This window comes from Methylobacterium sp. E-065 (assembly GCF_022829605.1).
Classification (GTDB): Bacteria; Pseudomonadota; Alphaproteobacteria; order Rhizobiales; family Beijerinckiaceae; genus Methylobacterium.
The window spans coordinates 1-26,068 of record NZ_JAKSYD010000067.1; the positions used below are offsets into that span (position 1 = coordinate 1).

Annotated in this window: 21 protein-coding genes and 1 pseudogene; 6 read left to right on the forward strand and 16 right to left on the reverse strand. The window is 70.0% G+C overall.

Annotation, left to right across the window (positions count from 1 at the left end):
- Window positions 1-137: 137 nt before the first annotated feature.
- From MKK84_RS05860 to MKK84_RS05900, 9 genes and pseudogenes are all read right to left on the reverse strand, one after another.
- A pseudogene (locus MKK84_RS05860) lies at window positions 138-371 on the reverse strand (porin); the annotation flags it as partial.
- 502 nt (window positions 372-873) lie between these two features.
- Window positions 874-1,872 carry a helix-turn-helix domain-containing protein gene (locus tag MKK84_RS05865; RefSeq protein ID WP_243917487.1) on the reverse strand — a complete coding sequence of 333 codons (999 nt, stop codon included), beginning with the start codon at window positions 1,870-1,872 and terminating at the stop codon, window positions 874-876.
- Between the two features lie 252 nt (window positions 1,873-2,124).
- Window positions 2,125-3,177, reverse strand: coding sequence for a DNA polymerase III subunit delta' (locus tag MKK84_RS05870; RefSeq protein ID WP_243917488.1), 1,053 nt, complete (start codon window positions 3,175-3,177; stop codon window positions 2,125-2,127).
- A gap of 380 nt (window positions 3,178-3,557) precedes the next feature.
- Window positions 3,558-4,268 carry a dTMP kinase gene (gene tmk / locus MKK84_RS05875; RefSeq protein WP_243917490.1) on the reverse strand — a complete coding sequence of 237 codons (711 nt, stop codon included), beginning with the start codon at window positions 4,266-4,268 and terminating at the stop codon, window positions 3,558-3,560.
- Between the two features lie 10 nt (window positions 4,269-4,278).
- The gene (locus MKK84_RS05880) at window positions 4,279-5,511 is read right to left on the reverse strand and encodes a D-alanyl-D-alanine carboxypeptidase family protein (RefSeq protein WP_243917492.1); all 1,233 of its coding nucleotides are present in this window, start codon (window positions 5,509-5,511) and stop codon (window positions 4,279-4,281) included.
- Window positions 5,512-5,668: 157 nt separating this feature from the next.
- Complete coding sequence (locus MKK84_RS05885) at window positions 5,669-7,024, reverse strand: septal ring lytic transglycosylase RlpA family protein (protein ID WP_243917494.1); 1,356 nt, start codon at window positions 7,022-7,024, stop codon at window positions 5,669-5,671.
- A 163-nt stretch (window positions 7,025-7,187) separates the two neighbouring features.
- Window positions 7,188-9,212 carry a methyl-accepting chemotaxis protein gene (locus MKK84_RS05890; protein WP_243917496.1) on the reverse strand — a complete coding sequence of 675 codons (2,025 nt, stop codon included), beginning with the start codon at window positions 9,210-9,212 and terminating at the stop codon, window positions 7,188-7,190.
- Between the two features lie 775 nt (window positions 9,213-9,987).
- Window positions 9,988-10,314: a ribbon-helix-helix domain-containing protein gene (locus MKK84_RS05895; protein WP_243917497.1), complete on the reverse strand. Its 327-nt coding sequence runs from the start codon at window positions 10,312-10,314 to the stop codon at window positions 9,988-9,990.
- On the reverse strand, window positions 10,298-10,945 hold the full coding sequence (locus MKK84_RS05900) for a ParA family protein (protein WP_243917499.1): 648 nt from the start codon (window positions 10,943-10,945) through the stop codon (window positions 10,298-10,300). Before MKK84_RS05900 ends, MKK84_RS05895 begins: the two co-directional genes overlap by 17 nt.
- A 371-nt stretch (window positions 10,946-11,316) precedes the next feature.
- Here MKK84_RS05900 and MKK84_RS05905 point away from each other — a divergent pair, with 371 nt between their 5' ends.
- Complete coding sequence (locus MKK84_RS05905) at window positions 11,317-11,877, forward strand: PAS domain-containing protein (RefSeq protein WP_243917501.1); 561 nt, start codon at window positions 11,317-11,319, stop codon at window positions 11,875-11,877.
- A 202-nt stretch (window positions 11,878-12,079) separates the two neighbouring features.
- A complete protein-coding gene (locus MKK84_RS05910; RefSeq protein ID WP_243917503.1) occupies window positions 12,080-13,717 on the forward strand; it encodes an acyl-CoA synthetase in 1,638 nt (545 codons plus the stop codon).
- Window positions 13,718-13,802: 85 nt separating this feature from the next.
- On the opposite strand, the gene MKK84_RS05915 is transcribed toward MKK84_RS05910, so the two are convergent.
- Window positions 13,803-13,967 carry a hypothetical protein gene (locus tag MKK84_RS05915; RefSeq protein ID WP_243917505.1) on the reverse strand — a complete coding sequence of 55 codons (165 nt, stop codon included), beginning with the start codon at window positions 13,965-13,967 and terminating at the stop codon, window positions 13,803-13,805.
- Between the two features lie 318 nt (window positions 13,968-14,285).
- Between MKK84_RS05915 and MKK84_RS05920 the strand changes: the two genes are divergently transcribed.
- The 4 genes from MKK84_RS05920 (at window position 14,286) to MKK84_RS05935 (ending at window position 19,722) form a co-directional block, all read left to right on the forward strand.
- Entirely contained in the window at window positions 14,286-15,599 is a 1,314-nt protein-coding gene (locus tag MKK84_RS05920) for an alpha/beta hydrolase (protein ID WP_243917507.1), read from the forward strand.
- Window positions 15,600-15,977: 378 nt separating this feature from the next.
- The gene (locus MKK84_RS05925) at window positions 15,978-18,242 is read left to right on the forward strand and encodes a TonB-dependent siderophore receptor (RefSeq protein ID WP_243917509.1); all 2,265 of its coding nucleotides are present in this window, start codon (window positions 15,978-15,980) and stop codon (window positions 18,240-18,242) included.
- A gap of 188 nt (window positions 18,243-18,430) precedes the next feature.
- Window positions 18,431-19,303 (forward strand): nucleoside triphosphate pyrophosphohydrolase, encoded by an 873-nt coding sequence (gene mazG / locus MKK84_RS05930; protein ID WP_243917510.1) that lies wholly within the window; start codon window positions 18,431-18,433, stop codon window positions 19,301-19,303.
- Window positions 19,304-19,380: 77 nt separating this feature from the next.
- Window positions 19,381-19,722, forward strand: a complete 342-nt coding sequence (locus MKK84_RS05935; protein ID WP_243917512.1) for a hypothetical protein — start codon at window positions 19,381-19,383, stop codon at window positions 19,720-19,722.
- 9 nt (window positions 19,723-19,731) lie between these two features.
- Here MKK84_RS05935 and MKK84_RS05940 read toward each other — a convergent pair whose 3' ends face one another.
- From MKK84_RS05940 to pabB, 6 genes are all read right to left on the reverse strand, one after another.
- A complete protein-coding gene (locus tag MKK84_RS05940) occupies window positions 19,732-21,429 on the reverse strand; it encodes a methyl-accepting chemotaxis protein (protein WP_243917514.1) in 1,698 nt (565 codons plus the stop codon).
- Between the two features lie 372 nt (window positions 21,430-21,801).
- Window positions 21,802-22,332, reverse strand: a complete 531-nt coding sequence (locus tag MKK84_RS05945) for a ferritin-like domain-containing protein (RefSeq protein ID WP_243917516.1) — start codon at window positions 22,330-22,332, stop codon at window positions 21,802-21,804.
- Window positions 22,333-22,557: 225 nt separating this feature from the next.
- A complete protein-coding gene (locus tag MKK84_RS05950) occupies window positions 22,558-23,004 on the reverse strand; it encodes a DoxX family protein (RefSeq protein WP_243917518.1) in 447 nt (148 codons plus the stop codon).
- Window positions 23,001-23,864: an aminotransferase class IV gene (locus MKK84_RS05955; RefSeq protein ID WP_243917686.1), complete on the reverse strand. Its 864-nt coding sequence runs from the start codon at window positions 23,862-23,864 to the stop codon at window positions 23,001-23,003. The genes MKK84_RS05950 and MKK84_RS05955 overlap by 4 nt, the downstream gene beginning before the upstream one ends.
- Complete coding sequence (locus MKK84_RS05960; RefSeq protein WP_243917520.1) at window positions 23,851-24,474, reverse strand: anthranilate synthase component II; 624 nt, start codon at window positions 24,472-24,474, stop codon at window positions 23,851-23,853. Before MKK84_RS05960 ends, MKK84_RS05955 begins: the two co-directional genes overlap by 14 nt.
- Complete coding sequence (gene pabB, locus MKK84_RS05965) at window positions 24,471-25,841, reverse strand: aminodeoxychorismate synthase component I (protein ID WP_243917522.1); 1,371 nt, start codon at window positions 25,839-25,841, stop codon at window positions 24,471-24,473. Before pabB ends, MKK84_RS05960 begins: the two co-directional genes overlap by 4 nt.
- Window positions 25,842-26,068: the final 227 nt, after the last annotated feature.

The following is a 26,068-nucleotide window of genomic DNA, read 5'->3' on the forward strand; positions in this document are numbered from 1 at the left end:
GCAACCTCTCCAGCCAGGAGCGTTGGTGTCGGAGGTCGGCCCGGTGAAGGGCGACGTGGTGGCGGCGATTCAGACGCATCTGCCCCACGGCGTCGCCCTGGTCCCCGGCCACCCGATCGCCGGAACCGAGTTCTCGGCCCGGCCTGGCGGGTATAGCTGGTCTGGTAGCCGCCCTCGAACCGGGCACGGCCCGAGACGCGCAGGCAGGTATCGGTGCCGGGGATGTAGAAGAAGCCGGCGCCGTAGGCGGTGCAGACGCGGACGTATTCGATCGGCACGGCCTTCTTGACCGGCAGATCGGCGGCGTGCGCGGCGCCCACCGCCGCGAACGCGGCAGCCGAGCCCAGCAGGGAGCTTTTCAAGAACCTCATGGATGACCCCAAAATCTTCGAGACCCATAGCGCAGCATCGTCCGGTGATCCGGATCTCACTGCCAAAATCATTTCTGCTCGCGTCTTGGCGGCGGGCTTACACGCCGGCGGTAGGCGGCGTTGAGCTATTGGCTCAGGTCAGCGGCAATAAGCAAAAGGAATATTGCTGCTTTACCCCCGTACCTTGATCGCGTTGCTTGAGTGCAACAGAACTAGATAAAGTATTTCTGTTTGTTTCTACCCGATTTAGGTGGCTAATAACCGAAATGATAGGCCACGAAAACGTGATCATGTATCCAAAGGCATCCTGCTGCACCATTTGCTGCGCTCTTCGGCGTAGCCCGCCTAAAGATTAGCCTCAGGGTGTTCTGCTGATCCGCGATTGCAGCGTCTGCAAACGGTACGGTCCCCGAGGCCATGTCCGCTTGAATGCATTCGCCGTCCAAAACCGGATGGGCAGGAATCCACCCTGAGCAGCCAATCCGACAGGGACCCAATCCAGTCACTCGGCGGACGAGGACGAAAGCCCGAAAGTGGACGCGACTCGTTGCGCGTCCTGCCTGTGCGCCTGCCGGTGTTCGCGCGGACTTATGCCGTAGCGGTCTTTGAAGCGGCGCGCGAAATGCGCCTGGCTGCTGAAGCCGCAACCGTAAGCCAGCATACCGATGGACAGGTGGGCGCAGGCCGGGTCGATCAGGCGCTTGGCGGCCACCTCCAAGCGGCGCTCCCAGATGTAGTCGGAGATGTGCCGGCCGCGCTCGTGGAACAGTTCCTGAAGGCGGCGGAGCGACAGCCCCATTGCGGCGGCCAGATGTGGTGGATCCAAACTCGGATCGCCCAGATGGGCCTCGATATAGGCCTTCGCACGCTGGACCGTGACGTTGCCGTGGACGGAACGGGGCACCTCATGTGCCATTCGTTCGGCGATGCTCGCTATGATCAGGTCCGTTCCGATCGACGCCATACGCGCGGCAGCGTCGGGCGTGAGCTGACTGCCCACGCGCACCAGCTCTTGGATGAAGCTGCTTGCCAGGGTCACGGAAGCGAGGTCCGCTCCGACCGTAAGGGCACAGAACAGCCGAGACGGGCCCAGCATGGCCTCGAAGCGCTCGCGCGGCAGATCGATGACAAGGGAGATACCCGTGTTTGCTTCGCAGACGGCCGGGCGTGCGTCGACGACGACGAAGTCACCCGTCCGGGTCACAGCCTCTCGATCGCCTTGTTGAAGGGTGTCGTGGCCGAAGAGTTTCATGGCCGCGTACAGGCGGTCGGACTGCCCATGGCGCCGGATCGCGTCGGGCGTCGCTTCAGTCCGCATGGCTGTGTGAGCCATTCTGGAGATCGGCACGGGCCCGATACTGGTGACGTCCAGCCGGCCCTGAAACGGAACGTCGTGAAGGGGTTGCTGCTCGATCGGGATCAATCGTTCGCAGATCGTCTCCCGCCATCTCCGGAACGCGTTCTTGGGGTGAATTCCGTCTGTCGAGAAGAACGGTTGCATCCGTAGCCTCGGTTCACAGCTCGCCGACCGAAGGCGCAGGCTGCAGATCCGGGTATTTATTATATAAAATATAGCATCACAACACCCATGTGCCGGGCTGCTTCGCGGAGGTAATGTCCACTTCCAAAGTACTGCCGCTTGAAAGCGGAACGGCAGAAAACCACCCAAGGCCGAAAGTACCGGTCTGCCCGCACATCACCGCTTTCGGGAAACCCCGAGGTTTGATGACGCGGCAGGCTCGAGCCGACCCCCCTACCCCACCTCCGCCAGATCCCCGAACAGCGACAGCACCACCGGCCGCCGGTCGAGGTTGTAGATCGCCGCCTCCCGGGCGGCGCGGCCGAACCGCTCGGCGACCTCCACCAGGGCGGCCAGCCGTGCCGCCGGCTCGTCGCGGCGCCGGTCGAGCTCGCCCGAGACGAAGCGCAGCACCGCGTCCTGGGCGGCCTCGAACCGCGCCTCCGCGTCCCGGCCCGCCAGGGTCTCGGCGAGCTTGAGCACCCGGCCCCAATCGGGACTGCGCGCCCGCGCCAGCAGGGTCTCGACCTCGGCCACGAGGCCGGCGGTCACCGGATCGAGCATCGCCAGCGCCCGGGCGACCGAGCCCTCGCTCGCGGCGACCGCCCGGGCCAGGGCCGCGTCGTCGGGCTGCGGGAACGGCGCGGGCAGGGCGCGCACGACCCGGCCGACCTCCTCCGGCTCGAGCGGCCGCAGCATCAGCGCGCGGCAGCGGGAGCGGATCGTCGGGAGCAGCCGGCCGGGCTGGTGCGACAGGATCAGGAACAGCGCCCGGGGCGGCGGCTCCTCCAGCACCTTGAGCAGGGCGTTGGCCGCGTTGGCGTTCAGGTCCTCGGCGCTGTCGAGGATGCAGATGCGCCAGCCGGAATCCGCCGCCGTCGTGGCGAACAGGTCGAGCGCGCGGCGGACCATGTCGACCGAGATCTTGGTCGGCAGCGCCTTGGCGCCAACGGTCCTGTGGCGGCGCAGGACCACGAGGTTCGGGTGCGACAGGCCCGCGACCTTGCCGGTGACGGGATCGTCCGGCGCCACGTCGAGCCCGGCCGGGCCCCCGCCCCCCGGATGGGCGAGCAGGCGGCGCGCGACCCCGTAGGCCAGCGTCGCCTTGCCGATGCCGGGGGCGCCGCCGATCAGCCAGGCATGGTGCAGGCGCCCCGCCGCGATCCCGGCCGCAAAGGATTCGGCCGCCGCCGCGTGGCCGACGAGCGTGAGGGTTTCGCGCGGGCGCGGGATGCCGGGCAGGTCGCCGGGCTCGACGTCGTCGGCGGCGCGGTCGATGGGCTTCATGGCGCGTCCCGAAATCTCGTCCTGGCGGGTTCCAACCCCTCTGGCGACGCCGCCACGGCTCCGCTTACAGGAGGGGACAGGCGGCGCCCAGCGCCTCGGGGCCGGTCGCGCACCGGCCTCGCATGGTGGGCCTCACCAACCCACTCCGCGACGGCCGCACGCGGCCCGATGCGGCCGGGCGTGCAGAGAATGGTTCTCTCTCTGGCATTCTCGAGATCGGAAAATGGCGAGTGGAGGTTCCATCTCCAGCGCGCCATTCACCCACTGATCTTGAGTTGGCTACACCTTAACGGGTGAAGGCCAGGGATCGGCGGTAGCCCCCGCCGGTCCCACTCCCGAAGATAGCGCAGACGGGACGCGCCGCAAACCGGCCGGCCCGATCACGCGGCATCACCCCGCGCGCCCGCCCCCGGCAGCAGATCCGGCAGTCGGGCCGCGACGGTCGCGCGGATCGCGGCCTCGACCGCATCGGGGTCGCGCCCCGCATCGATCACCGCGCACCGCTCCGGCTCGGCCCCGGCGATCGCCCGAAACGCCTCCCGCAGGCGGATGTGGAAATCGAGCTTTTCCGCCTCGAACCGGTCGGCCCCCTGCCCGGTCCGGGCGCCGCGGCCGGCCGCGCGGGCGAGGCCGGCCGCGGGGTCGAGGTCGAGGATCAGGGTGAGGTCGGGCCGGGTCGGGCCGACCACGACCCGCTCCAGGGCGTCCAGCACGCCCGGTTCGAGGCCGCCGGCCGCGCCCTGGTAGGCCCGGGTCGAGTCGATGAAACGGTCGCACAAAACGGTCTCGCCCCGCTGGAGCGCCGGGCGGATCAGTCGGTCGAGGTGGTCGATCCGCGCGGCGCTGAACAGCAGGGCCTCCGCGAACGGGCCATAGGGCTGGGCGAGCCCGCCGAGCAGCGCCGTCCGGATCTCTTCCGCCCGCGGCGAGCCGCCGGGCTCGCGGGTCACGCACACGCCCCGGCCGGAGCGCGCCCGCAGGGTCGCGGCGAGGCGGGCGATCTGGGTCGACTTGCCGGCGCCCTCCCCGCCCTCGACGGTGATGAAGGCGCCCCGCCGCTCCGCGGCGTCCCCGATGCGTGGCACGGTCACGGCAGCACGATCACGACGGGTTGGCGGCCCCGGCGGCGGCCTTGTCGCCCCCCTTGTCGTTCCCCTTGCCGGCCCGGTCGAGGGCCTTGCGCACGAGCCCGGTGCCGAATTCCAATGCCGCATCCATGGCCCGCTGCGGCAGGGTGCCGGGCTCCACCGCGGCGCCGGCAAACAGCGGCTGGTCGAGGGCGATCGTGTCGCCGCGCTGGACGCGCAGCACGCCGACCCGCTGGCCGTCCTCCACGGGGGCGACGAGCGGGCCGGTGTAGATCGCCCGGGCGCTCACCCGGTCGCTGGAGCCGCGGGGCAGCAGCACCCGCACCGGCTTCTTGGCGACCAGCGGCACCGAGCCCGATTGCCCGCCGAACACCGAGGCCTCCGCCACCGTCTCGCCGGGCGCGAAGATCTGCCGGGGCTCGAACGCGCGGAACCCCCATTCCATCAGCTTGCGCGCCTCGGCGGCGCGGTCGCGGGCGGTCTTCAGACCGGACACCACCAGCACCAGCCGCTGGCCGTTCTGCACCGCCGAGCCGGTCAGCGCGTAGCCGGATTCCTCCAGGTAGCCGGTCTTGAGCCCGTCCGCGCCGATATCGAGGGCGAGCAGCGGGTTGCGGTTCTGCTGGCGGATCTTGTTCCAGGTGAACTCCTTCTCGGAGAAGATCTTGTAGTAATCCGGGTAGGTCTCGATGATGTGCAGCGCGAGCTTCGCCATGTCGCGGGCCGTGACCTTCTGGTCGGGCGCCGAATAGCCGGTGGCGTTGCGGAAGGTCGAGTTCGTCAGCCCGATCTCCTTGGCGCGCTGGTTCATCAGCCCGGCGAAGGCGTCCTCGGACCCGGCCATGTTCTCCGCGATGGTAATGGCCGCGTCGTTGCCCGACTGCACGATCAGCCCGCGCAGCAGATCCGCCATCTTGATGCGGCTGTTGACCTGCGCGAACATCGAGGAGCCGCCGCCCCCCGCCCCGCCGCGCTTCCACGCGTCCTCGGTGACGGTGAACTCGGTGTCCATCGACAGGCGGCCGGATTTCAGCGCCTCGAACACGATGTCGGTGGTCATCAGCTTGGCCATGCTGGCCGGGGAGAAGCGCTCGTCGGCGGCCTTCTCGAACAGGACCGAGCCGGAATCGGCGTCGATCAGGATCGCGTGCGGCGCCGCGGTCTGGAAGCCCTGCGCGTTCGCGGCGGCGAGGCCGGCCCCGAATGCGCAGGCGGCGGCCAGAAGGGTGAGAAGGGTCCTGCGCATCGCCGTTCCGTCCCGCGCTCGTGGCCCGGCCGGAGGCAATCCGGCCGTATCCCAATAACAAGCGTGACCATATTACGGTTTCAGTGCCGGATCGAATGCGAAATGCCGCATCGGCGGCCGGGGCGGCCGGGGCGCCTACGCGGAGGCCGTGCGGGCGTCAGTAGATCCCGGCCATGCGGGACGGCCGCGCCTTGGCGGCCGCCTGGGTTGGCGCCCCCTTGGCCGGCGCGACCTTCGCCGCCGCAACCTTCGCCGCAACCGGGGCGGACGCCGTCTTGATCGAGGCCGCCTTGGCCGGAACGGCCTGCGGCGCGGCCGCATGCATCGCCGGCGCACGCGGGGCCGCGGCGACCTTGAACGGCAGGGTCTTGGGCGCCGGACCTTTGGCGGGCGCCGCCGCGGCGAGGCGCGCCATGGCCAGCTTGGCCGGACCCGGCATCGCCGCCGGCCCCCCCTGGGCCAGCCGGGCGGAACCCGGATGACGCGCAGTCTCCGCCAGGGCGTTGCGGCCGGACGCGGCGGGCTTCGAGGGCCCCCCGTGCCCGGCCGAGGGCGGGGCGAGGGCGGCCGGGTTGAGGCCCGCCACCTGCAGGTTCGCGCCCCGGGCCGCGACCGGCATCGGGCGGAACTCCCGTACGCGCGACGCGGTGGGCTGAACCGCCGCCGGGACCGTGACGGCCGCCGAGGCCAGCACGATCGGCGCGCGGACCGGTGCGGGCCGCGGCGCCGGGGCGGAATCCTCGCGCGTCTGCGCGGGCTCCTGCGCCGGCTCTTGTGCGCGGTCCTGGGCCGGCTTGAAGGCGAGCGGCGCCGGGGTGGAGCGTTCGTAGCGCTCGGTCTCCGCGGTGGGGCCGAGATCGGCCACCATCACGGTCGAGCGGCCGGCCGGCTGCCCGTCGGTGCGCAGGCTGGCCAGCAGCTTGCGGTCGTCGCTGCCGGCGACCGAGGCCTTGCCGGCATATTCGACGCGCACGCGTGCGGTGCCCCGGCGGTGGAAGCCCAGGGCCTCGGCCGCCTCCTCCGAGACGTCCATGACCCGGCCCGCATGATACGGGCCGCGGTCGTTGACCCGCACCAGCATCGAGTAGCCGTTGTCGAGGTTGGTCACCCGCGCATAGCTCGGCAGCGGCAAAGTGGGATGGGCGGCCGCGATCGAGTGGCGGTCGAACACCTCGCCGTTGGCGGTCATGCGCCCGTGGAAGGCGGAGCCGTACCAGGAGGCGAGGCCCTCCCGCACGTAGCCGCGGGGATCCTCCTTGGGCACGTAGGTCTGGCCCGCGACCACGTAGGGTTTACCGGTGTAGCGGCGCCCGCCGCCCTTTGGGATCACGTCGCCCTCGTTGTAGAGGCGCGGGCTCGCCTTGACCCCGTATTTCGGGTCGACGCCGTTGCCGGCGCTGAGCTTCTGCTGCTGGGGCGTGGTGGCACAGTTGGCGGTGGCCAGGGCCACGCCCGAGACGGCCAGGAGCCGCAGGGCGAGGCGCGCAGGCCGGGGAAGGGTCGTGCGCACCATCGTGGGATTCACCAAACTCTACGCGTGACCGGGGTCCGACGGCGGACCCGACCCGGCCGTGCGAAAGGGCACCGGCTGGGTCCACCCACACTTGTATCGGTTGCGTAAAGGAAGCCTGAACTTTGCCGGCGGCCCCGGTTCAGGAACCAGCCCTGCGTGCCGTTCAGGCCGCGCGGACGGTCTCCAGGAAGCGGGCGACCTCCTGCCCGAGCCGGTCGGATTGCTGCGTGAGTTCGGTCGCGGAGGCCAGGACCTGCTGGGCGGCCGTGCCGGTCTGCCCGGCCGCATCGGCGACGCCGGTGATGTTGGCCGTGACCGCGTCGGTGCCGATCGCGGCCTGCCCGACGTTGCGCACGATCTCCTGCGTGGCCGCGCCCTGCTGTTCCACCGCCGCCGCCACCGAGCCGGTCACGGCGTTGAGATCCCGGATGCGCTCGACCACGCCGCCGATCGCCGAACTGGCCTGCCCGGTCGAGCCCTGGATGCGCGCGATGTGTCCGGTGATCGCCTCGGTGGCCCGCGCCGTCTGGCCGGCCAGCGCCTTGACCTCGGCCGCCACCACCGCGAAGCCCCGGCCCGCCTCGCCGGCGCGTGCCGCCTCGATCGTGGCGTTGAGCGCAAGCAGGTTGGTCTGGCCGGCGATCGAGGCGATCAGCCCGGCGGCCTCGCCGATCCGGGACACGGCCTCGGAGAGGTCCTGCATCAGGCCCCCCGTCCGGTCCGCCTCGCCCACCGCCGTCTCGGCGAGCCGCGACGAGCCCTCCACCTGACCGGCGATCTCCTGCACGCTCGCGCCGAGCTGCTCGGCCGCCGCCGCAACCATGCGGACGTTGGCGGCGGCCTGCCCGGCCGCGGCGGCCACCCCCGCCGATTGCACGGCCGCCTCGCCCGCGCTGGCGCTCAGCGTCCGCGCGGTCTCCTGCAGCGCCGCGGCCGCGGCCGCCACCGTGCCGGTCACGGCGCCCACCGCCCGCTCGAACCCGTCGGCCAGCGCGAGCATCGCGCGCCGGCGCTCGACCGCCGCCGCTTCGACGGCCGAGCGCTGGGCCTCGGCCTCCGCGTGGGCCTTCTCGGCCACCAGTACCCGGATGCCCTCCACGGCCCGGCCGACCAGCCCGATCTCGTCCCGGCGCTGGGCCTCGGCGATGGCGGCGTCACGCTCGCCCCGGCTCATCCGCTGCAGATCCGCGACCAGCCGGTTCAGCGGACGTGCCACGATCCGCACCATCATCTGGCTGACCACGAGGGCGACCAGACCCAGGGCGATCAGGGTGGACCAAGCCATGTCCCGGGCCATGCGGGTGATCGGTGCGGTGACCGTGGCACCGTCGACCGAGAGGGCGAAATACCAGTCCAGGGACGGTGGCAGGTTCGGAATGCGGGCGAAGACCGTGTAGGTCGCCCTGTCGCCCTCATGGGTCTCCAGCACGGTGCCCGGCTCGATCTTGGGGAGCGGCCCGGCGATCAGATCCGTGAGCGGCTTGCCGACGAGCGCGCCGCGCGGATGGATCAGCACGGTGCCCGCGCGGGAAACGAGGTAGCTGTAGCTTGGCCCGCCCGTTCCGGATTCCTCGATCCCCCCGATCAACCGGGCGAGCCCGGCGAGGTCGAAATCGCCGCCGAGCACACCGAGGAGGGTGTGCGTGCTGTCCAAGATCGGGGTCGCCACGGTGATCGTGAGTTCGTCTTTCCCCGACGTCCCGCCCGCCGAGACGTAGGGTTCGGTCAGGATCGGCCCGCCCGCCGCGACAGCTTGCTTGAACCAGGGCCGCGTGCGCGGATCGAAGCCGGGCGGAAGGGGCTGCGCCGGAACCTGGGCGAGGTGGCCGTCCTGCCCACCCACATAGCTGCTCAGGAAGGTCTCGCGCGGGAGCGGCAAGCCGAGCACGTCGCCGACCTTCGATCCGACGCCGACGACCGCGCTCTGCTGCGCCATGAGCTGGATCAACTGAACCTTGCCGTTCAACCAATGGCCGACGCTGCGCGCCGATGCGGCGCTCAGGTTGGACATGCTGTTCTCGAGACTCGTCCGAAAGATCACGGATTGCGTGGCGTAGATGTAGCTCGAGCAGGCGATGAAGGACGCGCAGACGATGGCCAGGACGATGAACGTCGCGCGGCTGGATAGGCCGATGCCACGGCGGAACGCGACGGGTGATCGAAGATAATTCAACCCAGGATGTGTCAAGGACGTCTCCGCACTCTGTCAGGTCAGATGTTTGCAAGATATGGCCGAGTGCAGCAAATTGTCTTCGGTAAATCAACCTCTTTGAAAGATCCTGTGCGTTGCGTTGATTGGATGATCGATTATCAAACTAACGCAGTCAACCTAAACGATAAAGTGGATACGTTGTAACTCAGAGAGCATTGTGTCCGTAAAGATCTCCCGACACACAGATGTCATCCCGAATGGTAGGTGGCTCCGAGCCGTTCCCGATCGGGCGGCCGCAGGCGGCCGCCTCTGCTCGGTGGGAGGTCTGTGGGCGGGCGTGAAGGGATGTGATGGGGCGCGACGAGGCGGCGGCCCCTGTGGACGCTGCGCCTCTCAGGGAAGCGGGGTTCTTGATGTGCGAGACCTCGTCCTGACGCAGGCCGCCTTGGCCGACTCCGCTCGTGGAGTCGGACGAGAGCGGGCCTGGCGCGCTGCAGGCTCCATCCCGCCAGCGCGTGCGACCGTGCTCAGATCCTGGGACGACAGGACGCGACTGTGGTGCACGGAGGGTTTTGACGACCGCAACGCGCCCCCTCGCCCGTGCGGGAGAGGGTTGGGGCGAGGGGCGAGAAGGTCCAGGATGGAGCGCGTCACAGCGGCTCGTACGGGGCGAACCTGATCCGGTCAGGTCTCAGCCCTCACCCGGCTTTCTGCGCGCGTAGACCTCTCCCGCACGGGAGACGGGACCCGCGCCGCGTTCGGCGAAGATGGGGCCCGTGTCGTGTCGTAGCCCTGGGACCTTGAGCCGCCCTCAGCGGCCCTGCGTCTCGGTCAGCTGCGCGATCGAGCGGGCGCCACGCTGCTTGAACAGCAGTTCGAGGCCCTCCAGCATCAGGGCGTGCATCTTGGTCCGCTCGGCGTAGGCGAGGTCGCGGAGCTGGTCGTAGACCGGCGGCTCCAGATAGACCGACATCTGCCGGGCGCGCTGCTTGAGCGTGGCCGCTTGCTTCGGCGCCGGGGGCGCCAGGGCGAGCGAGACGATCTCGGCGCCCTGCGGCCGGGCCGCCGAAGCGGATCGACCCTGCGGATTCGCCGAGGCCACGATCGCCGCGAGGCTGAGCTTAGGCGGCTTGGACATGCTGGCCCGTCCTCAGGGACTGCGTGCGGCGCTCGATCCACGACCAGAGGCGGCGGACCTCCCCGGCGGCCTGGCCCTTCGGGTTGAATTCGGTGACGCCCTGGCCGAGGCCGATCGCGTCCTGGTGGTCGGTGCGGGCGACGATGTTCACGTCGGGCAGGATGCCGAGCACGGCGAGCCCGTCCGAGGCGTCGCGGACCCGGTAGGAGCGCGGCGGAGTCTGGTTCAGCACGAAGGCGAACTTCTTCTCCAGCCGGTAGACGGCCGCCAGCGTCGGCTTGAACGCCCGCAGATCCGCGGGGGTGGGCCGGCACGGGATGATGCAGAGATCCGCCGCGCGGATCGCCGACAGCGTGCCGGTGGAATCGACGCCGGGCGTATCGATGAACACGTAATCGTAGGCCGACTCGCGCAGGCGCTCCATCACGGCGTCGATCTGGGTGGCGTCGATCTGCGCCACCTCAGGGCCGTCGACGGTGCGGTGGTCGAGCCAGTCCGAGATCGTGGCCTGCCGGTCCATCTCCAGGATGCAGACCGTGTGGCCCGCCTCCCGGGCGGCCACCGCCAGGGAGATGCACAGCGTGCTCTTGCCGCTGCCGCCCTTCTGCGTGACGAAGGTGATCGCTTTCATCCTGGGCGTCCTCCAGAAGGCCCCGCGCATCCGTCCGGGCGCGAGCGACTCCCGGGTCGCTGCGCCGTCGAGGCCAACCTCAGGTTATCGACTCGCTTCCGTTTGCGATCCGGGAACCCGTGGATGCCTCGACGTACGGTGTAGCCGTTATGGTTAATGACTCGTTAAGATCGTGCCTGGCCCGAACCCTGCAGGTCGATCCGGTGCTACACGCGCCTATTTAACTTTAGGTTAATATTTTTGACCTGAAATGGGTTAAGAGACTTCCCAGCGGCCGAGTGATACTCTAGCTTATCTGCGTGACAAAGGGGAGGCCGGGGGGTTTGAAAACCTCAAGTTTAAAAACGCCGGGCGCCTCCGCGAGGAATGGCATGGCCGAAATTCCGATCCCGCAATCCGTGCTCGATGCCTCCGGCGTCGTCGGCACCTGGGTCCACGATTTTTGGGCCGGCCAGCTGGAACTCTCGGCCTCCTTCGCGGGCCTGCTCGGCCTCGACCCGGAGGCGGCCGCGAGCGGCGTCTCCCTCGAAACCTTCCTCGACCGCACGCATCCCGAGGATCGTCTGCGGATCGAGAGCTACCTGCACGCGGCTGCGGTGATCGGCGGTTCCATGGAGGCGGAATTCCGCACCCGGGAGACCCGCGCCGGCATCCGCACGCTGCTGATGCGCGGCCGGATCGAGCACGATCCGGACGGCCGGGCCACACGGGGGCGGGGCATCGCCATCGACCGGACCGAGGAGCAGGCGGCCAACCTCGTGCAGGGCGAGCGCGTGGTGAACCGGATGGCGGAGCACGTCATCGCCCTGCGCGAACTCGCCCGGGCCCTGCAGCGGCCGGCGCTCACGGACCGGATCGAGCACCTGATGATCGAGATCGGCTTCGAGCTGGCCCGCTTCCTGCCCGAGCCTGAGGACGAATCGCGGCATTAAGAGCCGGGTTTCCAAAGGGCCCCGCCCTTTGGCGGGTTCTTAGGGCGGAGCCCTGAGATCGGGCGAAGCCCGACACCGGACAGCGTCCGGCACCAGGGCTCCGCCCTGGACCCGCGAAAGGTCCCGACCTTTCGAAACCACGACTGGAGCCGCCGTCGCCGGCAAGCTACTGTTCCGGCAAAGACTTGCTGGGGAGGACGGGATGGCCCGCGACACGATCTACGACCGCGACCTCGATCGCGTGCCGGCCAATTACCAGCCGCTGACCCCCCTGCTCTACCTCGACCGGGCCGCGCGGGTGTTCCCCGACCAGATCGCGGTGATCCACGGCGCCCTGCGGCGGCCCTACCGGGACCTCTACGCCCGCGTCCGCCGCCTCGCCTCCGCGCTGGCGGCCCGGGGGATCGGCCGCGGCGACACGGTGGCGGCGCTCCTCGCCAACACCCCCGAGATGATCGAGTGCCACTACGGCGTGCCGATGACCGGGGCCGTGCTCAACACCCTCAACACCCGCCTCGACGCCGCCGCGATCCGCTTCTGCCTGGAGCACGGCGAGGCCAAGGTGCTGATCACCGACCGGGAGTTCTCCCGCATCGCCGCCGCGGCCCTGGAGGACCTGGAGACGAAGCCGCTCGTGATCGACGTCGACGACCCGGTCTATGACGGCCCCGGCGACCGGCTCGGCGGGACCGATTACGAGACGTTCCTGGCCGGCGGCGATCCGGAGCACGCGTGGCAGCTTCCGGACGATGAGTGGGACGCGATCGCGCTGAACTACACCTCGGGCACCACGGGCGACCCGAAGGGCGTGGTCTACCACCATCGCGGCGCGGCGTTGCTGGCGCTCGGCAACGTGGTCACGGGCGGGCTCGGGCAGCACCCGGTCTATCTCTGGACCCTGCCGATGTTCCACTGCAACGGCTGGTGCTTCCCCTGGACCCTGTCGATCGTGGCCGGCACCCATGTCTGCCTCCGGCAGGTGCGGGCCGACGCGATGTATCGGCTGATGGCCGAGCACGGGGTCACGCATCTCTGCGGCGCGCCGATCGTGATGCAGATGCTGATCAACGCCTCCGATGCCGAGCGCCGGGAGCTGGGCCAGCGCGTCGCGTTCTTCACCGCGGCCGCGCCGCCGCCCGAGGCGGTGCTCGCCGGCATGTCGGAGGCGGGGTTCGACGTCACGCACCTGTACGGGCTGACCGAGAGCTACGGGCCGGCGGTGGTGAATGCGTGGCACGCGGATTGGGACGCGCTCGCGGCCGACCAGCGGGCGACCAAGAAGGCCCGCCAGGGCGTGCGCTATCCGGTGCTGGAAGCCCTCGACGTGCGCGATTCCGAGACGCTGGAGCCGGTGCCTGCCGACGGGACCACGATCGGCGAGGTGATGATGCGCGGCAACGTGGTGATGCGCGGCTATCTCAAGAATCCCTCCGCCACGCAGGCCGCCTTCAAGGGCGGCTGGTTCCGCACCGGCGACCTCGGGGTGAAGCACCCGGACGGCTACGTCCAGCTCAAGGACCGCTCGAAGGACATCATCATCTCGGGCGGCGAGAACATCTCGTCGATCGAGGTCGAGGATGCGCTGTTCAAGCACCCGGCGGTGGCCAGCGCCGCGGTGGTGGCCAAGCCCGACGCCAAGTGGGGCGAGACGCCCTGCGCCTTCGTGGAGCTGAAACCCGGAGCCTCACCCAGCGCCGATGAGCTGATCCAATGGTGCCGGGGCCGGCTCGCGTCCTACAAGCTGCCGCGCCACGTGGTGTTCGGCGAGTTGCCGAAGACCTCCACCGGCAAGGTGCAGAAGTACATCCTGCGCGAACGCGCCCGGAAGGACGAGGCCTGAAGGGCGTCCGGCCCACGCGGACAACGTCCGGTTTCGAAAGGGTGAGCCCTTTCGCGGGTCCAGGGCAGAGCCCTGGAAACCGTCGTCAGTCCTGCGGCGGATCCCGACGGTCGGTGCGCACCGGGACCCGCGCGGCCCGCAGATCGGCGGCGATCTGGGCGAAGAACGCCTGGAACGACACGAGGCTGAACAGGGTGATGGAGGCGACCAGGGCGGCAGAGACCAGGGTCTTGGCTGTTGCGGGGTCCACGGTGGAGGTCCTTAACTCAGGTCTCGCCCGAAGCGATCCGGGCGAGGGGCCGGCGAGCACGGCGTCGGCACCATCAGAAGGTGGGCGCGCGGGCCTCGCGGCGCCAGCACCGCCAAGGTCGCGCCTGGCATGCGCCTGGGTTCGGGCTCGGCGAAGCACTTTCTGCGGACGTGGTGACGGGTTCGTTACACGAGCGCGTATCACACCCGAGATTCCGGGCCGCGCAACCGGCTTGCGTGCAGCTTTCTGAGGTGGCGGCGCGTTGCGTTTCCCGCAATAAGCGCCCGCGCGGAGCAGGGTGCGCCCGGGAGAGACGGCATGGCCGGCAACGGCATCGCGAACGGCGCCCTCGTGGCGCTGCTCGCCGTTCAGGTATCGGCCCTGGCCGGGGGGGCCGCCCGGGCACAGGGGACGGTGCCGTCTGCGGTGCCGGTGCAGCGCTCGGCTCAAGGGCCGGCTCTGGGGCCGGCATCCGAGCCAGCCGCCCCGCCCACGGCGTCGTCCCCCGGGCCGGCCCCGGCCGAGCCGGTGACCCGGGCGGGCTACTTCTACATCGGCGGCCGCTACCAGAAGCTCGGCGACAAGACCGTGATGGTCGGCCAGATGTTCGTGCAGTCGCGGACCCCGGCCCGGATCACGCAGCCCTACCCCGTGGTGATGGTGCACGGGCTCGCCCAGACCGGCGTGAATTACCTCGCCACCGCGGACGGGCGCCCGGGCTGGGTCCAGCACTTCGTCGAGAAGGGCTATCAGGTCTACGTGGTCGATCAGGTCGGGCGCGGTCGCTCGGGCACCAACCCGGAGGTCTACGGCCCCTATGAGCGCCTCGGGACCCGCAGCCTGGAGCGGACCCACACGGCCCCGGAGGTCTACGACCTGTACCCGCAGGCCAAGCTCCACACCCGCTGGCCCGGGGGACCCGGGGTGCAGGGCAATGTCGGCTTCGACCAGTTCTTCGCCAGCCAAGTGCCGTTCCTCGCCAACACCCAGCAGACCGAGGAGCTGGTCGATCCGGCGCTGCTGGCCCTGCTGGAGAAGATCGGACCGGCGATCCTGCTGACCCACGGCCAGGCATCCCTGTTCGGCTGGGCGGCCTCGGATGCGCGGCCCGACCTCGTGAAGGCGCATGTGGCGGTCGAGCCGAGCGGGCCGCCCTTCTTCGACGTGCAGTTCCGCGGCGGCAAGGAGTTCTGGGAAAAGAGCGGCGACGGCCGCGCCCGCGCCTACGGGCTGACCCGCATGCCGCTGACCTTCGACCCGCCCGTCAAGGCGCCCGAGGATCTGGTGGTGGCACAGGACGCCAAGGGGATGGAATCCAAGGGGTCGGACGCCAAGGGTTCCGAACCCAAGGCGGGAGACGGGCGGATCCGCTGCTGGCTCCAGGGCGAGCCCGCCCGGGCCCTGCCGAACCTCGCCAAGGTGCCGACCGTGCTGGTGACCGCCGAGGCCTCGTTCCACGCCACCTACGATGCCTGCACGGCCGCCTTCCTGACCCAGGCCGGAGCCAAGCCCGACGTGATCGCGCTCTCCGACCGGGGCCTGCGCGGCAACGGCCACATGATGATGCTGGAGACCAACAGCGACGCCGTGGCGGACGTGCTGGCCGAGTGGCTCGCTGGGCGCGTGAAGTAGGCGGCGGGCCTCCCCTGCTATCCTGCGATGTCCACAGCGCGATCAGAGACCCGGTTTCCAGCTGACCCGGGTCGAAGGCCGCGGCGCGCCCTCCCTCCCCCGCAGAGGGGGAAGGGAGACGCGCGGCCGCCCGTCAGACCGATCCAACCACGATCCGCGCCCTCGCAGGCCCACTACCAGAGCGTGTCGCCGCGGCAACAGCCGTCGCCAGACGCGCGAGGGCGGCTTGCGGCCAAGCACGGCCGCGCGTACGCCAGGCGTAAGAAAACACAATCCCAACAGTAGTTTAGCACAATTCTAAACAGCGCGACAGCAACGCCGGAGCCCTTCCCGGCGAACGCGGTCGGCTGCCCGCTTCGCCCGACACGGCCAGGTCCCATGCGCGTTGCTTACCCCCATTCGAAGACCCGTGGCGCCACCCTGCGCGCCCTCCTGGCCGGCGCCTCGCTCGCCGTCCTGGCCCAGGCCGCGCCGAGCCTCGCTCAGGACGCGACGCCGCCGCGCCGCGGGGCGCTGAACAATCCCCCGGCCGGGGGCAGCGTGCAGCTCGAGGAACTGAGCGTCGAGAGCCAGGGCGGCGGCGCCCCGGTCGCGGCCCGGGCCGGCGCGGGCGCGCGGGCCGTGGAGAGCCCGACCGGCCCGATCGACGGCTTCGTGGCGAAGCGCTCGGCCACCGCGACCAAGACCAACACGCCGCTGATCGAGACCCCGCAATCGATCACCGTGGTCGGTCGCCAGCAGCTCGACACCCAGAACGCCCAGACCCTGACGCAGGCGACCCAGTACGTCGCCGGCACCTATGCGGGCACCTTCGGCGCCGATACGCGGCTCGACTTCTTCCAGCTGCGCGGCTTCGTGGTCAGCGATTACGGCCTCTACCTCAACGGCCTGCAGCTCCTGAACTACGGCTTCGCCTACAGCCGGGTGAACACGTTCGGGCTGGAGCGGGTCGAGGTGCTGCGCGGCCCCTCCGCGGTGCTGTTCGGCGCCGGCAATCCCGGCGGCCTGATCAACCAGATCAGCAAGCGCCCGACCGAGAATCCGTTCGGCTATATCGAGGTCGGCGGCGGCTCGTTCGACCAGCGCTACGCCGCCTTCGACGTCGGCGGCCCGGCCGACCGGGAGGGCCACTGGTTCACCCGCCTGACCGGCTATGCCCGCAACGGCGGCACGCAGGTCCAGGGCGCGCCGGACGACAGCTACTACATCGCCCCGGCCTTCACCTATAAGCCGGACGGCTCGACCAAGTTCACGGTGCTGTCGAGCTTCCAGCACGACAACACGGCGGTGACGGCGAACTTCCTGCCCTACCAGGGCACGGCGCGGCCGACCGTGCTGGGCCTGCGCATCCCGCGCTCGCTCAACGTCGGCGATGCCGGCTTCAACACCTACCAGCGCGATCAGGCCTTCATCGGCTACGAGTTCGAGCACGTCTTCGACGACACGTGGGCGGTGCGCCAGAACGCCCGCTACGCCTACACGCAGAGCTACCAGAATTCCTACATCGGCCAGCTCGGCTACTCGGATCCGCTCCAGACCCAGCTCGGCCGCTACCTGTTCCGGGACAGCGCCAAGATCGCGCAGCTCGACGTCGACACCCAGGCCGAGGCCAAGTTCTCCGACGGGTTCTTCCGGCACGACTTCCTGATGGGCGTGGAGTACCGGAACTTCCAGATCCACGACAACCAAGCCTCGGGCTTCCCCGCCCCGAGCCTCAACATCTTCGCGCCCGCTTACGGCCCGCAGACGGTCTCGGCCTCGCCCTACCTGATCAACGCCGACTCGTTCCAGCAGGTCGGCCTCTACTTCCAGGACCAGATCAAGCTCACCCCGGAGCTGACCCTGATCCTCGGCGGCCGCCAGGACTTCGTCCAGAACACCGTCTACGACCGCCTGACGCCGTCCAACACCAACGGCCGCAACGACAGCGCCTTCACCTACCGGGCGGCGGCGATCTACAATTTCGACTTCGGCCTCGCGCCCTACATCATGTACGCGACCTCGTTCCAGCCCGAGATCGGCGTGGACATCAACAACCGGGCCTTCAAGCCCGATACGGGCGATCAGGTCGAGGGCGGCGTCAAGTTCGAGCCGCCGGGCCAGGGCTACTTCCTGACGCTGGCGGGCTTCGACATCCACCGCAACAACGTGCTCACCCCCAACCCGCTGAACACGATCTTCCAGACGCAGGTCGGCGAAGTGCGCTCCACCGGCTTCGAGGCACAGCTGGTGGCCAACGTCGCCGACGGGCTCAACCTCGTGGCGTCCTTCACCAAGTTCGACTTCTCCACCCTGCGGGACCCCGATCCGGTGCGGGTCGGCAAGACACCGGTCAACATCCCGCAGACGCTCGCCTCGCTGTTTGCCGACTACACCATCCCGCTCGGGCCGTGGCGCGGCTTCGGCTTCGGCGGCGGCGTGCGCTACGTCGGCAGCTCGTTCGCCGATGTGGCCAACACCCTGCGGGTGCCCGACTACGTGCTGTTCGACGCGCAGGTGCATTACGATTACGAGAACTGGCGCTTCCAGGTGAACGCCTCGAATATCGGCGACCGGCGCTTCGTCGCCTCCTGCCAGTCGAGCGTGTCCTGCTTCTACGGCGACGCCCGGCGGGTGCTGGCGAAGGTCAGCTACAAGTGGTGAGGTGAAAGTCTATCGGATCCTGGTTTCGAAAGGTCTCGACCTTTCGCGGGTCCAGGGCAGAGCCCTGGTCGTCGTCTCAGGGCCACGACACGCAGGGCTCCGCCCTGAGAACCCGCCAAAGGGCTTGCCCTTTGGAAACCCAGGATCCTTGTTGCCACGCGGTCGGGAACGGCTCTAACCCCAGCGGCATGAGCGAGACACACGAGTCGGGCCGCGCGGGCGACGGGGTGGCGGAGACGGAACTGAGCCGGCTGCTGCGCCTGATGGCGGCCTTGCGCGACCCCGTCCGCGGCTGCGCCTGGGACGTGGCGCAGACATCCGCCACCATCGTGCCCTACACGATCGAGGAGGCCTACGAGGTCGCCGACGCGGTGGCGCGGGGCGACCGCGACGACCTGCGCGACGAACTCGGCGATCTGCTGCTTCAGGTGGTGTTCCACGCTCGGATGGCCGAGGAGCAGGGCGCCTTCGCGTTCGACGACGTGGCCCGCGCCATCGCCGACAAGCTGATCCGCCGCCACCCGCACGTCTTCGCGCCGGACGGGTCGCTCCTGCCGGAGGGCTCCGCCTTGCGCGACCCGGCGCAGGTCGAGGCGCAATGGGCGGCGATCAAGGCGCAGGAACGCGCCGCGCGCGGCGAAGCGCAAACCGCGCCGGACCCGCTGGGCGGGGTCGCCCTGGCGCTGCCGGCGCTGGCTCGCGCGGAAAAAATCTCCCGGCGGGCGGCCGGCTACGGCTTCGACTGGGACAACGCCGCTCAGGTGATCGGCAAGGTCCGCGAGGAGACCGACGAGGTCGCCGAGGCCCTGGCGGCGGGCGACCGGCGGGCCGTGGCGGACGAGATCGGCGACCTGCTGTTCTCGGTGGCCAACCTCGCCCGGCATGCCGGGATCGACCCGGAGACGGCTTTGCGGGACGGCACCGCCAAGTTCGAGCGCCGCTTCGCCGCGATGGCGGCGCATCTGGCGGCGGCCGGGGGCGAACTCGGCCGCTCGGATCTCGCCGCCATGGAGGCCGCATGGCAGGCGGTGAAACGCGACGAGGCGGAGCGGGCCGGATAGCCGGCGCGACGATCCTGCGCGGGGTGCCGCGCGTCCGGGGGCTCGACAGACCTCAACCGGCGGATATGGTGCCGCCCATGCGCTTCGCTCTCCCCCTCCTCACCCTGCCCGTCCTGGCCCTGTTCGCCGCGACCGCCCTGCCCCGGCCCGCCCGGGCCGAGACGATCGTTCAGGGCCGGTTCGGCTGTCACACCCAGGAGGTCACGGACCGCCTGTTCAAGCTGGTCATGGCCGGCGACGAATCGGGGTTCGGGCAGCTCCTGCGGGGCAGCCTCGCGAGCGGCGAGTGCCGGAACTGGACGCCCGGCGAGGCGGTCCGGCTCGAGAGCCGGACGACGACCTATGGCTGCCTCGCGCCGGCGGCCGGGCAGGAGCGCTGCTACTGGACGCCCCTCAGCGCGGTCGAGAAGCCGAACTGACCGCGGCCCTCACGCCGCCCGCACGGTGTTGAGGAACCGCTCGACCTCGGACGCGAGCTGCTCGGACTGGCGTGACAGGTCGGTCGCTGCCGTGAGCACCCGGTCGGCCGCCCGGCCGGTCTGCTCCGAGGCCTGGGCCACGCCGGCGATGTTGTCGGTCACCTGCTGGGTGCCGGCCGTGGCCTGACCGACGTTGCGCACGATCTCCTGCGTCGCCGCCCCCTGCTGCTCGACGGCCGCCGCGATCGTCGCCGCGACGGCGTTGATCTCGCGGATGCGCCCGGTGATCGTCCCGATGGCCCCCACCGTCTCGCCGGTCGCGCCCTGGATCCGGGCCATCTGGCCGGCGATCTCCTCGGTGGCCTTGGCGGTCTGGCCGGCCAACTCCTTGACCTCGGCGGCGACCACCGCGAAACCGCGGCCCGCCTCGCCGGCCCGGGCCGCCTCGATCGTCGCGTTGAGCGCCAGCAGGTTGGTCTGGGCCGCGATGGTCGAGATCAGCTGCACCACGTCGCCGACCCGGCTCGCGGCCTCGCTCAGGGCGGAGACCTGGGCGGCGGTCTGGTCGGCCTCGCCGACGGCCCGCCGGGCGAGGTCGGTCGAGCCTGTCACCTGCCGGCTGATCTCCTGGATGGAGCTGCCGAGTTCCTCGGTGGCCGCCGCCACCGTGTTGACGTTGGCGGCGGCCTGCTCGGCGGCAGCCGCCACGGTGGTGGACTGGCTGGCGGCCTCCTGGGCGCTGGCCGACATCCGTCCGGCCGTGGCCTGCAGCTCGGCGGCCGCGCTCGACACCATCCCGACGATGCCGGCCACGGCCCGCTCGAAGGCGTCGGCCAACTCCACCATGGCGCGCTTGCGCTCGGCGGCGGAGGCGGCCTCGTCCGCGTGCCGGCGCCCCGCCTCCTCGGCGGCGCTGCGGGCCACCATGGCCTTGATCCCCTCGACGGCACGGCCGACTGCGCCGATCTCGTCCCGGCGGGTCGCGGCCTCGAGGGTGATGTCGCTCGCGCCGCCCGCCATGCGCTGCAGGGCGGCGACCAGCCTGTCGAGGGGGCGCGTGATTCCGAACACCGCGATCGCGCCGGCCGTCGCGAGGGACGCGAGCAGCCCCGCCACGGCCGTGACGATCAGGATGGTGGTGCCGCGCTCGACATCGGCCTGCGTGGCGTGCTTGCCGTCGTCGATCCGGCGTTCCAAGTCGGCGATCTGGGCCTGCATCGCCGCGTGGAAGGCCGCGCGCAACCCGGCTGCGTCCTTGTACGAGATCTGGATGGCCGCATCGCGGTCGCCGTCCAGGGCCGCGGTGTTGCTGTTCGCGACCATCTCGAGCACGGGAGCGGCGATCCGGCGGATCTTCTGGACCTTCTCGGTATCGTCGGTCGACCGCGACGCGGCGATAATGCGATCGAGATCGTCGAGCGTCGCCCTGGCGGCCGTGTTGTAGCGGTCCTCGAACGTGGTGAGATCGGATTTCGGCTCGCCGATCATGAGGTTGCGGTTCATGAGCGCGGCGTCGCCGAGATGGATCCGCGCGCTCTGCAGACCGGCCAGCCGGACGGTGAGATACTCCGCGACGTAGCCGCTGCGCTCCTGGATGACGTGCATGGTATTGAGCGCGTAAACGACCGTGATCGCGCTCACCAGCATCGTGATAAGCAGAGGTATCGCAATCTTGGTCAGAATTTTTATATTATTGAGGATTTTCATCTCGAATGCATCCAGCAGAATATGTGCAATACGTTCGATGAAACAGAACTGTTTTTACAGACGATCGATCTTTGACGTGCTTCGGCCGTAGCATGCCGACGATTTGTTCTCAATGCATGTTTCGGTATGGATGCAAAAATCCGAGTTCAAAGATTTAATGTATTGATGCGCGGCGTTATCGATTTTCGTGTCTGCTTCGGCGCGAAATAAGAGATCACGCTGCTCTAGAAGCGAAGATTGTTCTGGCTGCGTATGGACGCGATCGGAGACAACGGCAGGACTTTGTCGGGATACGGTTTACGGCACCGGGCCCGCCGCCGCTTCTGGAGCGGCGGCGGCCGGGCCGCCGCCGTGTGGGGCGGCGGCCTCCGCTCAAGTGGCCTTCTTGCCCTTCTTGGACGGCTCGGCATCCTCAGGGGTGCCGTCGGTGTTGATCGACTCGGCGATCTTGGACAGCAGCGCGTCGGTCTTCTTCTCTTCCTGCAGGGTCTCGTCGAGGAGCTTGGCGGCGTCCGCGTAGCCGAGCTGGGCGGCCCAGGTCTTCAGGGTGCCGTAGCGGGCGATCTCGTAATGCTCCACCGCCTGGGCGCAGGCGGCCAGCACCGCGTCGGCGGCCGGGCTATCCTCGAAATCCTCCAGATCTTCCTCCATCTCGGAGACGATGCCCTGCATCGCCTCGCAGGTCTTGGCCCGGGCCGGCTTGCCGATCAGCTCGAACACCTGCGTGAGCCGCTCGACCTGCTGGGCGCTCTCCTCGGCATGGGTCTCGAAGGCTTGGCGCAACTCGTCGTGCTCCGCCGCCTTGGCGGACTTCTTGAGCGCTTTCACGGATTGCTTCTCGGCGTAGTAGACGTCCTTCAGGGTCTCGTAGAAGGCGTCGTGCAGCGTCTTCTGCTTGGCCATGGCGGTCTATCTCCTTTGGGCAAGCTGCCAGGTGCGCAGCCTCCGGACGGCAAACGCCGGTCCCGCCGGGCGTATCCGCCCGATCTTTTCCCGATCTCTCGGCCCTGGGGAGGAACTTTTTTTGCGCCGCGGCATGCGCGGCCTGTGATCCTGTGATCCAGGGCCGGCGTGATCCAGGGTTTGCCGGATCCTGGGCCGCCGTGATCCCTGGATCACGTGATCCCGTCAGCGGGTGGCGCCGGGTGGGCTCCCGGCCGATCGTCCGGGATGGCGGACCGGCCAGTCGATCAGCCCGCCGGCCCAGAGGGCCGCCCAGACGAAGACCGGCTGAAAGGCGAGCCGCGGCCCGTGATACCACCAGGAATCCGGGATGCCGTCGACGTGGATGTGGTCGAAGGCATGCTTGAGGTTCGCCGGATAGACGCAGACCGCGTAGAGCGCGAGGCCGATCGCGGCGGCCCGGCGGAATCGGTCCGTCAGGAGGGCGAGCGCACCGGCGATCTCGCACAGGCCGGTGGCCTGGATGACGAGGCGGGGCTCCGGCACCCAGTCGGGCATCAGCGGCAGCATCGCGTCGGTCGCCATGAGGTGGACCACGCCAATGAACAGGTAGATCGCCGCGAGCCCGTAGCGCAGCCAGCGCCGCCCGGTCTCGATCGTCTGCTCGGTCACGCGACCCTATCCTCCGTCACGTTGCAGGCCTGGGCCACGCGGGCCCGGAGGGCCGCCATCAGGCAGGCCACAGTAGGGTGCCCGGCGCCCGGGAAGGCTTTGTCGCCGAGGGCCGTCACGGGGGCCAGGAGCCGCAGGGAGTTGGTCAGGAACACGGCGTCCGCCCCCAGGAACTCGGACAGGGTCAGCGACCGCTCCTCGGCCTGCACCCCGCAGCCGGCGGCGAGACCCAGAACCTCCGCCCGGATGATGCCAGCGAGCACGCCGTCTTCGAGCGGCGGCGTGACCAGGGTCGCGCCGAACAGGGCGAACAGATTGCCGGTGCCCGCGCAGGTGACGCACGCCTTCGTGTTGCAGAACAACGCCTCGTCGAAGCCGGCCGCGGCGGCCTCCCGGGCGGCCAGCACCGCGTCGCCATAGCCCAGCGTCTTCAGGCGGCTGGCGGGCGATGTGTCGTTGCGGGCGATGGCGGTCGGCCACAGGCGCAGGGGCGCGAAGGCTGCGCTCCGGGCGCTCGGCGCCGCGGTGGCGAACAGCGTGGGGTGCGGATCCTCCGGGGGCTTGAGGCCCCGCGGGCCGGAGCCGCGCGTCAGCGTCGTGCGGATCGCGAGCCGCTCCCCGAGAGGCCCCCCCTGCCCGGCCAGCGCCCGCATGGCGGCGCGGATCTGCTCCGGCTCGGCGGGAATCCCAAGAATCTCCGCGGAGGCCACGAGCCGGGCGATGTGGGCGCCCTCGAAGGCCACGCGGCCCCCGAGCGCCAGGGCCGTGTCGAACAGGCCGTCGCCGAGCGTCAGGCCGCGGTCGGTGTGGTCGAGGGGGGCCGTGGTCCCGGGCGCGAGCGCCCCGTCACGCCACAGCATCGCGGCGTCCCCCCGGCCCATCACGCCGTTCCCGCCACGCGCGGGCGAGGTCCAGAAAATTGGCGAACAGGGCGTGGCCGCCTTCGGTCAGCACCGATTCCGGGTGGAACTGGATGCCGTAGGTCGGGTGGGTCCGGTGCGACAGCGCCATCACCTCCCCCTCCTGCGAGACCGCGTCGACCGAGAGGTGCCGTTCCATGTCGGGGCCGGGATTGACCACCAGCGAGTGGTAGCGCCCCACGGGCATCGGCGCGGGCAACCCGGAAAAGAGGCGCTCGCCGGTATGGGCGATCGGCGTCATCTGCCCGTGCAGGGGGCGCTGCGCCCGCCCGACCGTGCCGCCGAAGGCCGCGCCGATCGCCTGATGGCCGAGGCAGACCCCGAGGATCGGCACCGTGCCGGAGAGGTCGCGGATCGCCGGCAGCGAGACCCCGGCTTCCGCCGGGGTGCAGGGGCCGGGCGAGACCACCAGGGCCTCCGGTTCGAGCGCCCGGATGCCGGCCACATCCAGCGCGTCGTTGCGCACGACCCGGACGTCCTCGCCCAACTCCTCGAAGTAGCGGACCACGTTGAAGACGAAGGAATCGTAATTGTCGAGGACGAGGATCATGCGAAGGCCTCGAACACCCGGGCGGCCTTGGCCAGGGTCTCGTCGTATTCCGGGCCCGGCTCCGACAGCAGGGTCACCCCGCCCCCCGCCTGCAGCACCGCCTGGTGCGCGTCCATGAACACGGTGCGGATCGCGATCGATGTGTCCATCGTCCCGTCGAAGCCGATCCGGCCGATGGCGCCGCAATAGAGTTCCCGCGCGTCGCCCTCGATCTCCGTGATGATGTCCATGGCGCGGATTTTTGGGGCGCCCGTGATCGAGCCGCCCGGAAAGGTCCCCTCCAGGAGGTCGAGGGCGTCGAGCCCGTCGCGGAGTTGTCCGGTCACCACCGACACCAGATGGTGGACGTTGGCGTAGGTCTCCAGGCCGCACAGGGTGGGCACGGCGACGCTGCCCGGCTTGCACACCCGCGACAGGTCGTTGCGCAGCAGGTCGACGATCATGACGTTCTCGGCCCGCTCCTTGACGTTGGCCAGAAGGGCTTCGGCTACGGCCCGGTCGGCCTCCGGATCGTCGAGCCGGCGGGCGGTGCCCTTGATCGGCCGCGTCTCCACGTGCCGGCCGTCGAGCCGGATGAAGCGCTCGGGCGAGGACGAGGCGATGCTCAGCCCCTCCAGCTCCAGATAGGCCCCGAAGGTCGCCGGGTTGGTGGCGCGCAGGCGCCGGTAGAGGGCGAACGGGTCGAAATCCGCCGGTAGATCGGCGCTGAAACGCTGGGCGATGTTGGCTTGGTAGATGTCGCCCGCCCGAATATAGAGGCGGACCTTTTCGACAGCATCTTCATAACTTTGCCGGTCGAAGTTCGAGCGCCACGTGAGGCCTTTCCCGGATTGGCCCGGTGCCTCTGGCGGTTCGGTGCCGAGCCGGTCGGCGAAGGCGGCGAGCCGTGCCGCGGCGCGGGCCTGACGGGCGGCCGGTTCCGTCTCCGGAAAGCCGGTGGCGACGAGTCGGGCCGTGCCGGCGGCGTGGTCGATCACCAGGGCCGTGTCGTAGAGGTTCAGGGCGATGTCGTCGGTGAGCCCCGCCCGCCGGGCCGGCGGCGCAACCCGCTCCAACGCCGCGCCGAGGTCGTAGGCGAGGTAGCCGATCGCCCCGCCCGGGAAGGGATTTTCAGGGCTGGGCTCGATCCGGTAGGGGGCGAGGCAGGCGCGCAGGGCCGCGAAGGGGCCGCCCGGCACCGGTTCGCCATTCAGGGTCGCGACGCCGTCGCGGAAGCGGAAGCGCGCGAACGGGTCGGCGGCCACGATCGAATGGCGCCCGAGCGGGTCGTGCCGCATCGCGCTGTCGAGGAAGGTGAGACCCGGCAGGGACCGCAACCGGGCGGCGGCCGCGACGGGATCGATGAAGGGGATCTCTCGGGTCCACATGACCGGGTTCGGGGCCGCTATCTCTGGCTGTGCGTTACCCGTTGCCGTCGCACAGGCGATGCCGCGGGGGAAGCGGCAGTTCCACGCAGGCACCGCCGCGCGGTGCGGGCGGGATGTGTCCAGGGTGCAGGACGACGGCCCCAAACCCTTATGCGCGGTCTCAGGATCCGCCGGTAAGGATATGATAGTAAACAGAAGTCCGTTGTGATCCGGTAGCCTCGTGCCTG

Bases quoted from the DNA above. Each gene is read 5' to 3' on its own strand.
- MKK84_RS05865 (WP_243917487.1), bottom strand. From the start codon at position 1,872: ATGCAACCGTTCTTCTCGACAGACGGAATTCACCCCAAGAACGCGTTC.
- MKK84_RS05870 (WP_243917488.1), bottom strand. From the start codon at position 3,177: ATGAAGCCCATCGACCGCGCCGCCGACGACGTCGAGCCCGGCGACCTG.
- MKK84_RS05880 (WP_243917492.1), bottom strand. From the start codon at position 5,511: ATGCGCAGGACCCTTCTCACCCTTCTGGCCGCCGCCTGCGCATTCGGG.
- MKK84_RS05885 (WP_243917494.1), bottom strand. From the start codon at position 7,024: ATGGTGCGCACGACCCTTCCCCGGCCTGCGCGCCTCGCCCTGCGGCTC.
- MKK84_RS05895 (WP_243917497.1), bottom strand. From the start codon at position 10,314: ATGTCCAAGCCGCCTAAGCTCAGCCTCGCGGCGATCGTGGCCTCGGCG.
- MKK84_RS05900 (WP_243917499.1), bottom strand. From the start codon at position 10,945: ATGAAAGCGATCACCTTCGTCACGCAGAAGGGCGGCAGCGGCAAGAGC.
- MKK84_RS05905 (WP_243917501.1), top strand. From the start codon at position 11,317: ATGGCCGAAATTCCGATCCCGCAATCCGTGCTCGATGCCTCCGGCGTC.
- MKK84_RS05910 (WP_243917503.1), top strand. From the start codon at position 12,080: ATGGCCCGCGACACGATCTACGACCGCGACCTCGATCGCGTGCCGGCC.
- MKK84_RS05920 (WP_243917507.1), top strand. From the start codon at position 14,286: ATGGCCGGCAACGGCATCGCGAACGGCGCCCTCGTGGCGCTGCTCGCC.
- MKK84_RS05925 (WP_243917509.1), top strand. From the start codon at position 15,978: ATGCGCGTTGCTTACCCCCATTCGAAGACCCGTGGCGCCACCCTGCGC.
- mazG (WP_243917510.1), top strand. From the start codon at position 18,431: ATGAGCGAGACACACGAGTCGGGCCGCGCGGGCGACGGGGTGGCGGAG.
- MKK84_RS05935 (WP_243917512.1), top strand. From the start codon at position 19,381: ATGCGCTTCGCTCTCCCCCTCCTCACCCTGCCCGTCCTGGCCCTGTTC.
- MKK84_RS05940 (WP_243917514.1), bottom strand. From the start codon at position 21,429: ATGAAAATCCTCAATAATATAAAAATTCTGACCAAGATTGCGATACCT.
- MKK84_RS05945 (WP_243917516.1), bottom strand. From the start codon at position 22,332: ATGGCCAAGCAGAAGACGCTGCACGACGCCTTCTACGAGACCCTGAAG.
- MKK84_RS05955 (WP_243917686.1), bottom strand. From the start codon at position 23,864: ATGCTGTGGCGTGACGGGGCGCTCGCGCCCGGGACCACGGCCCCCCTC.
- MKK84_RS05960 (WP_243917520.1), bottom strand. From the start codon at position 24,474: ATGATCCTCGTCCTCGACAATTACGATTCCTTCGTCTTCAACGTGGTC.
- pabB (WP_243917522.1), bottom strand. From the start codon at position 25,841: ATGTGGACCCGAGAGATCCCCTTCATCGATCCCGTCGCGGCCGCCGCC.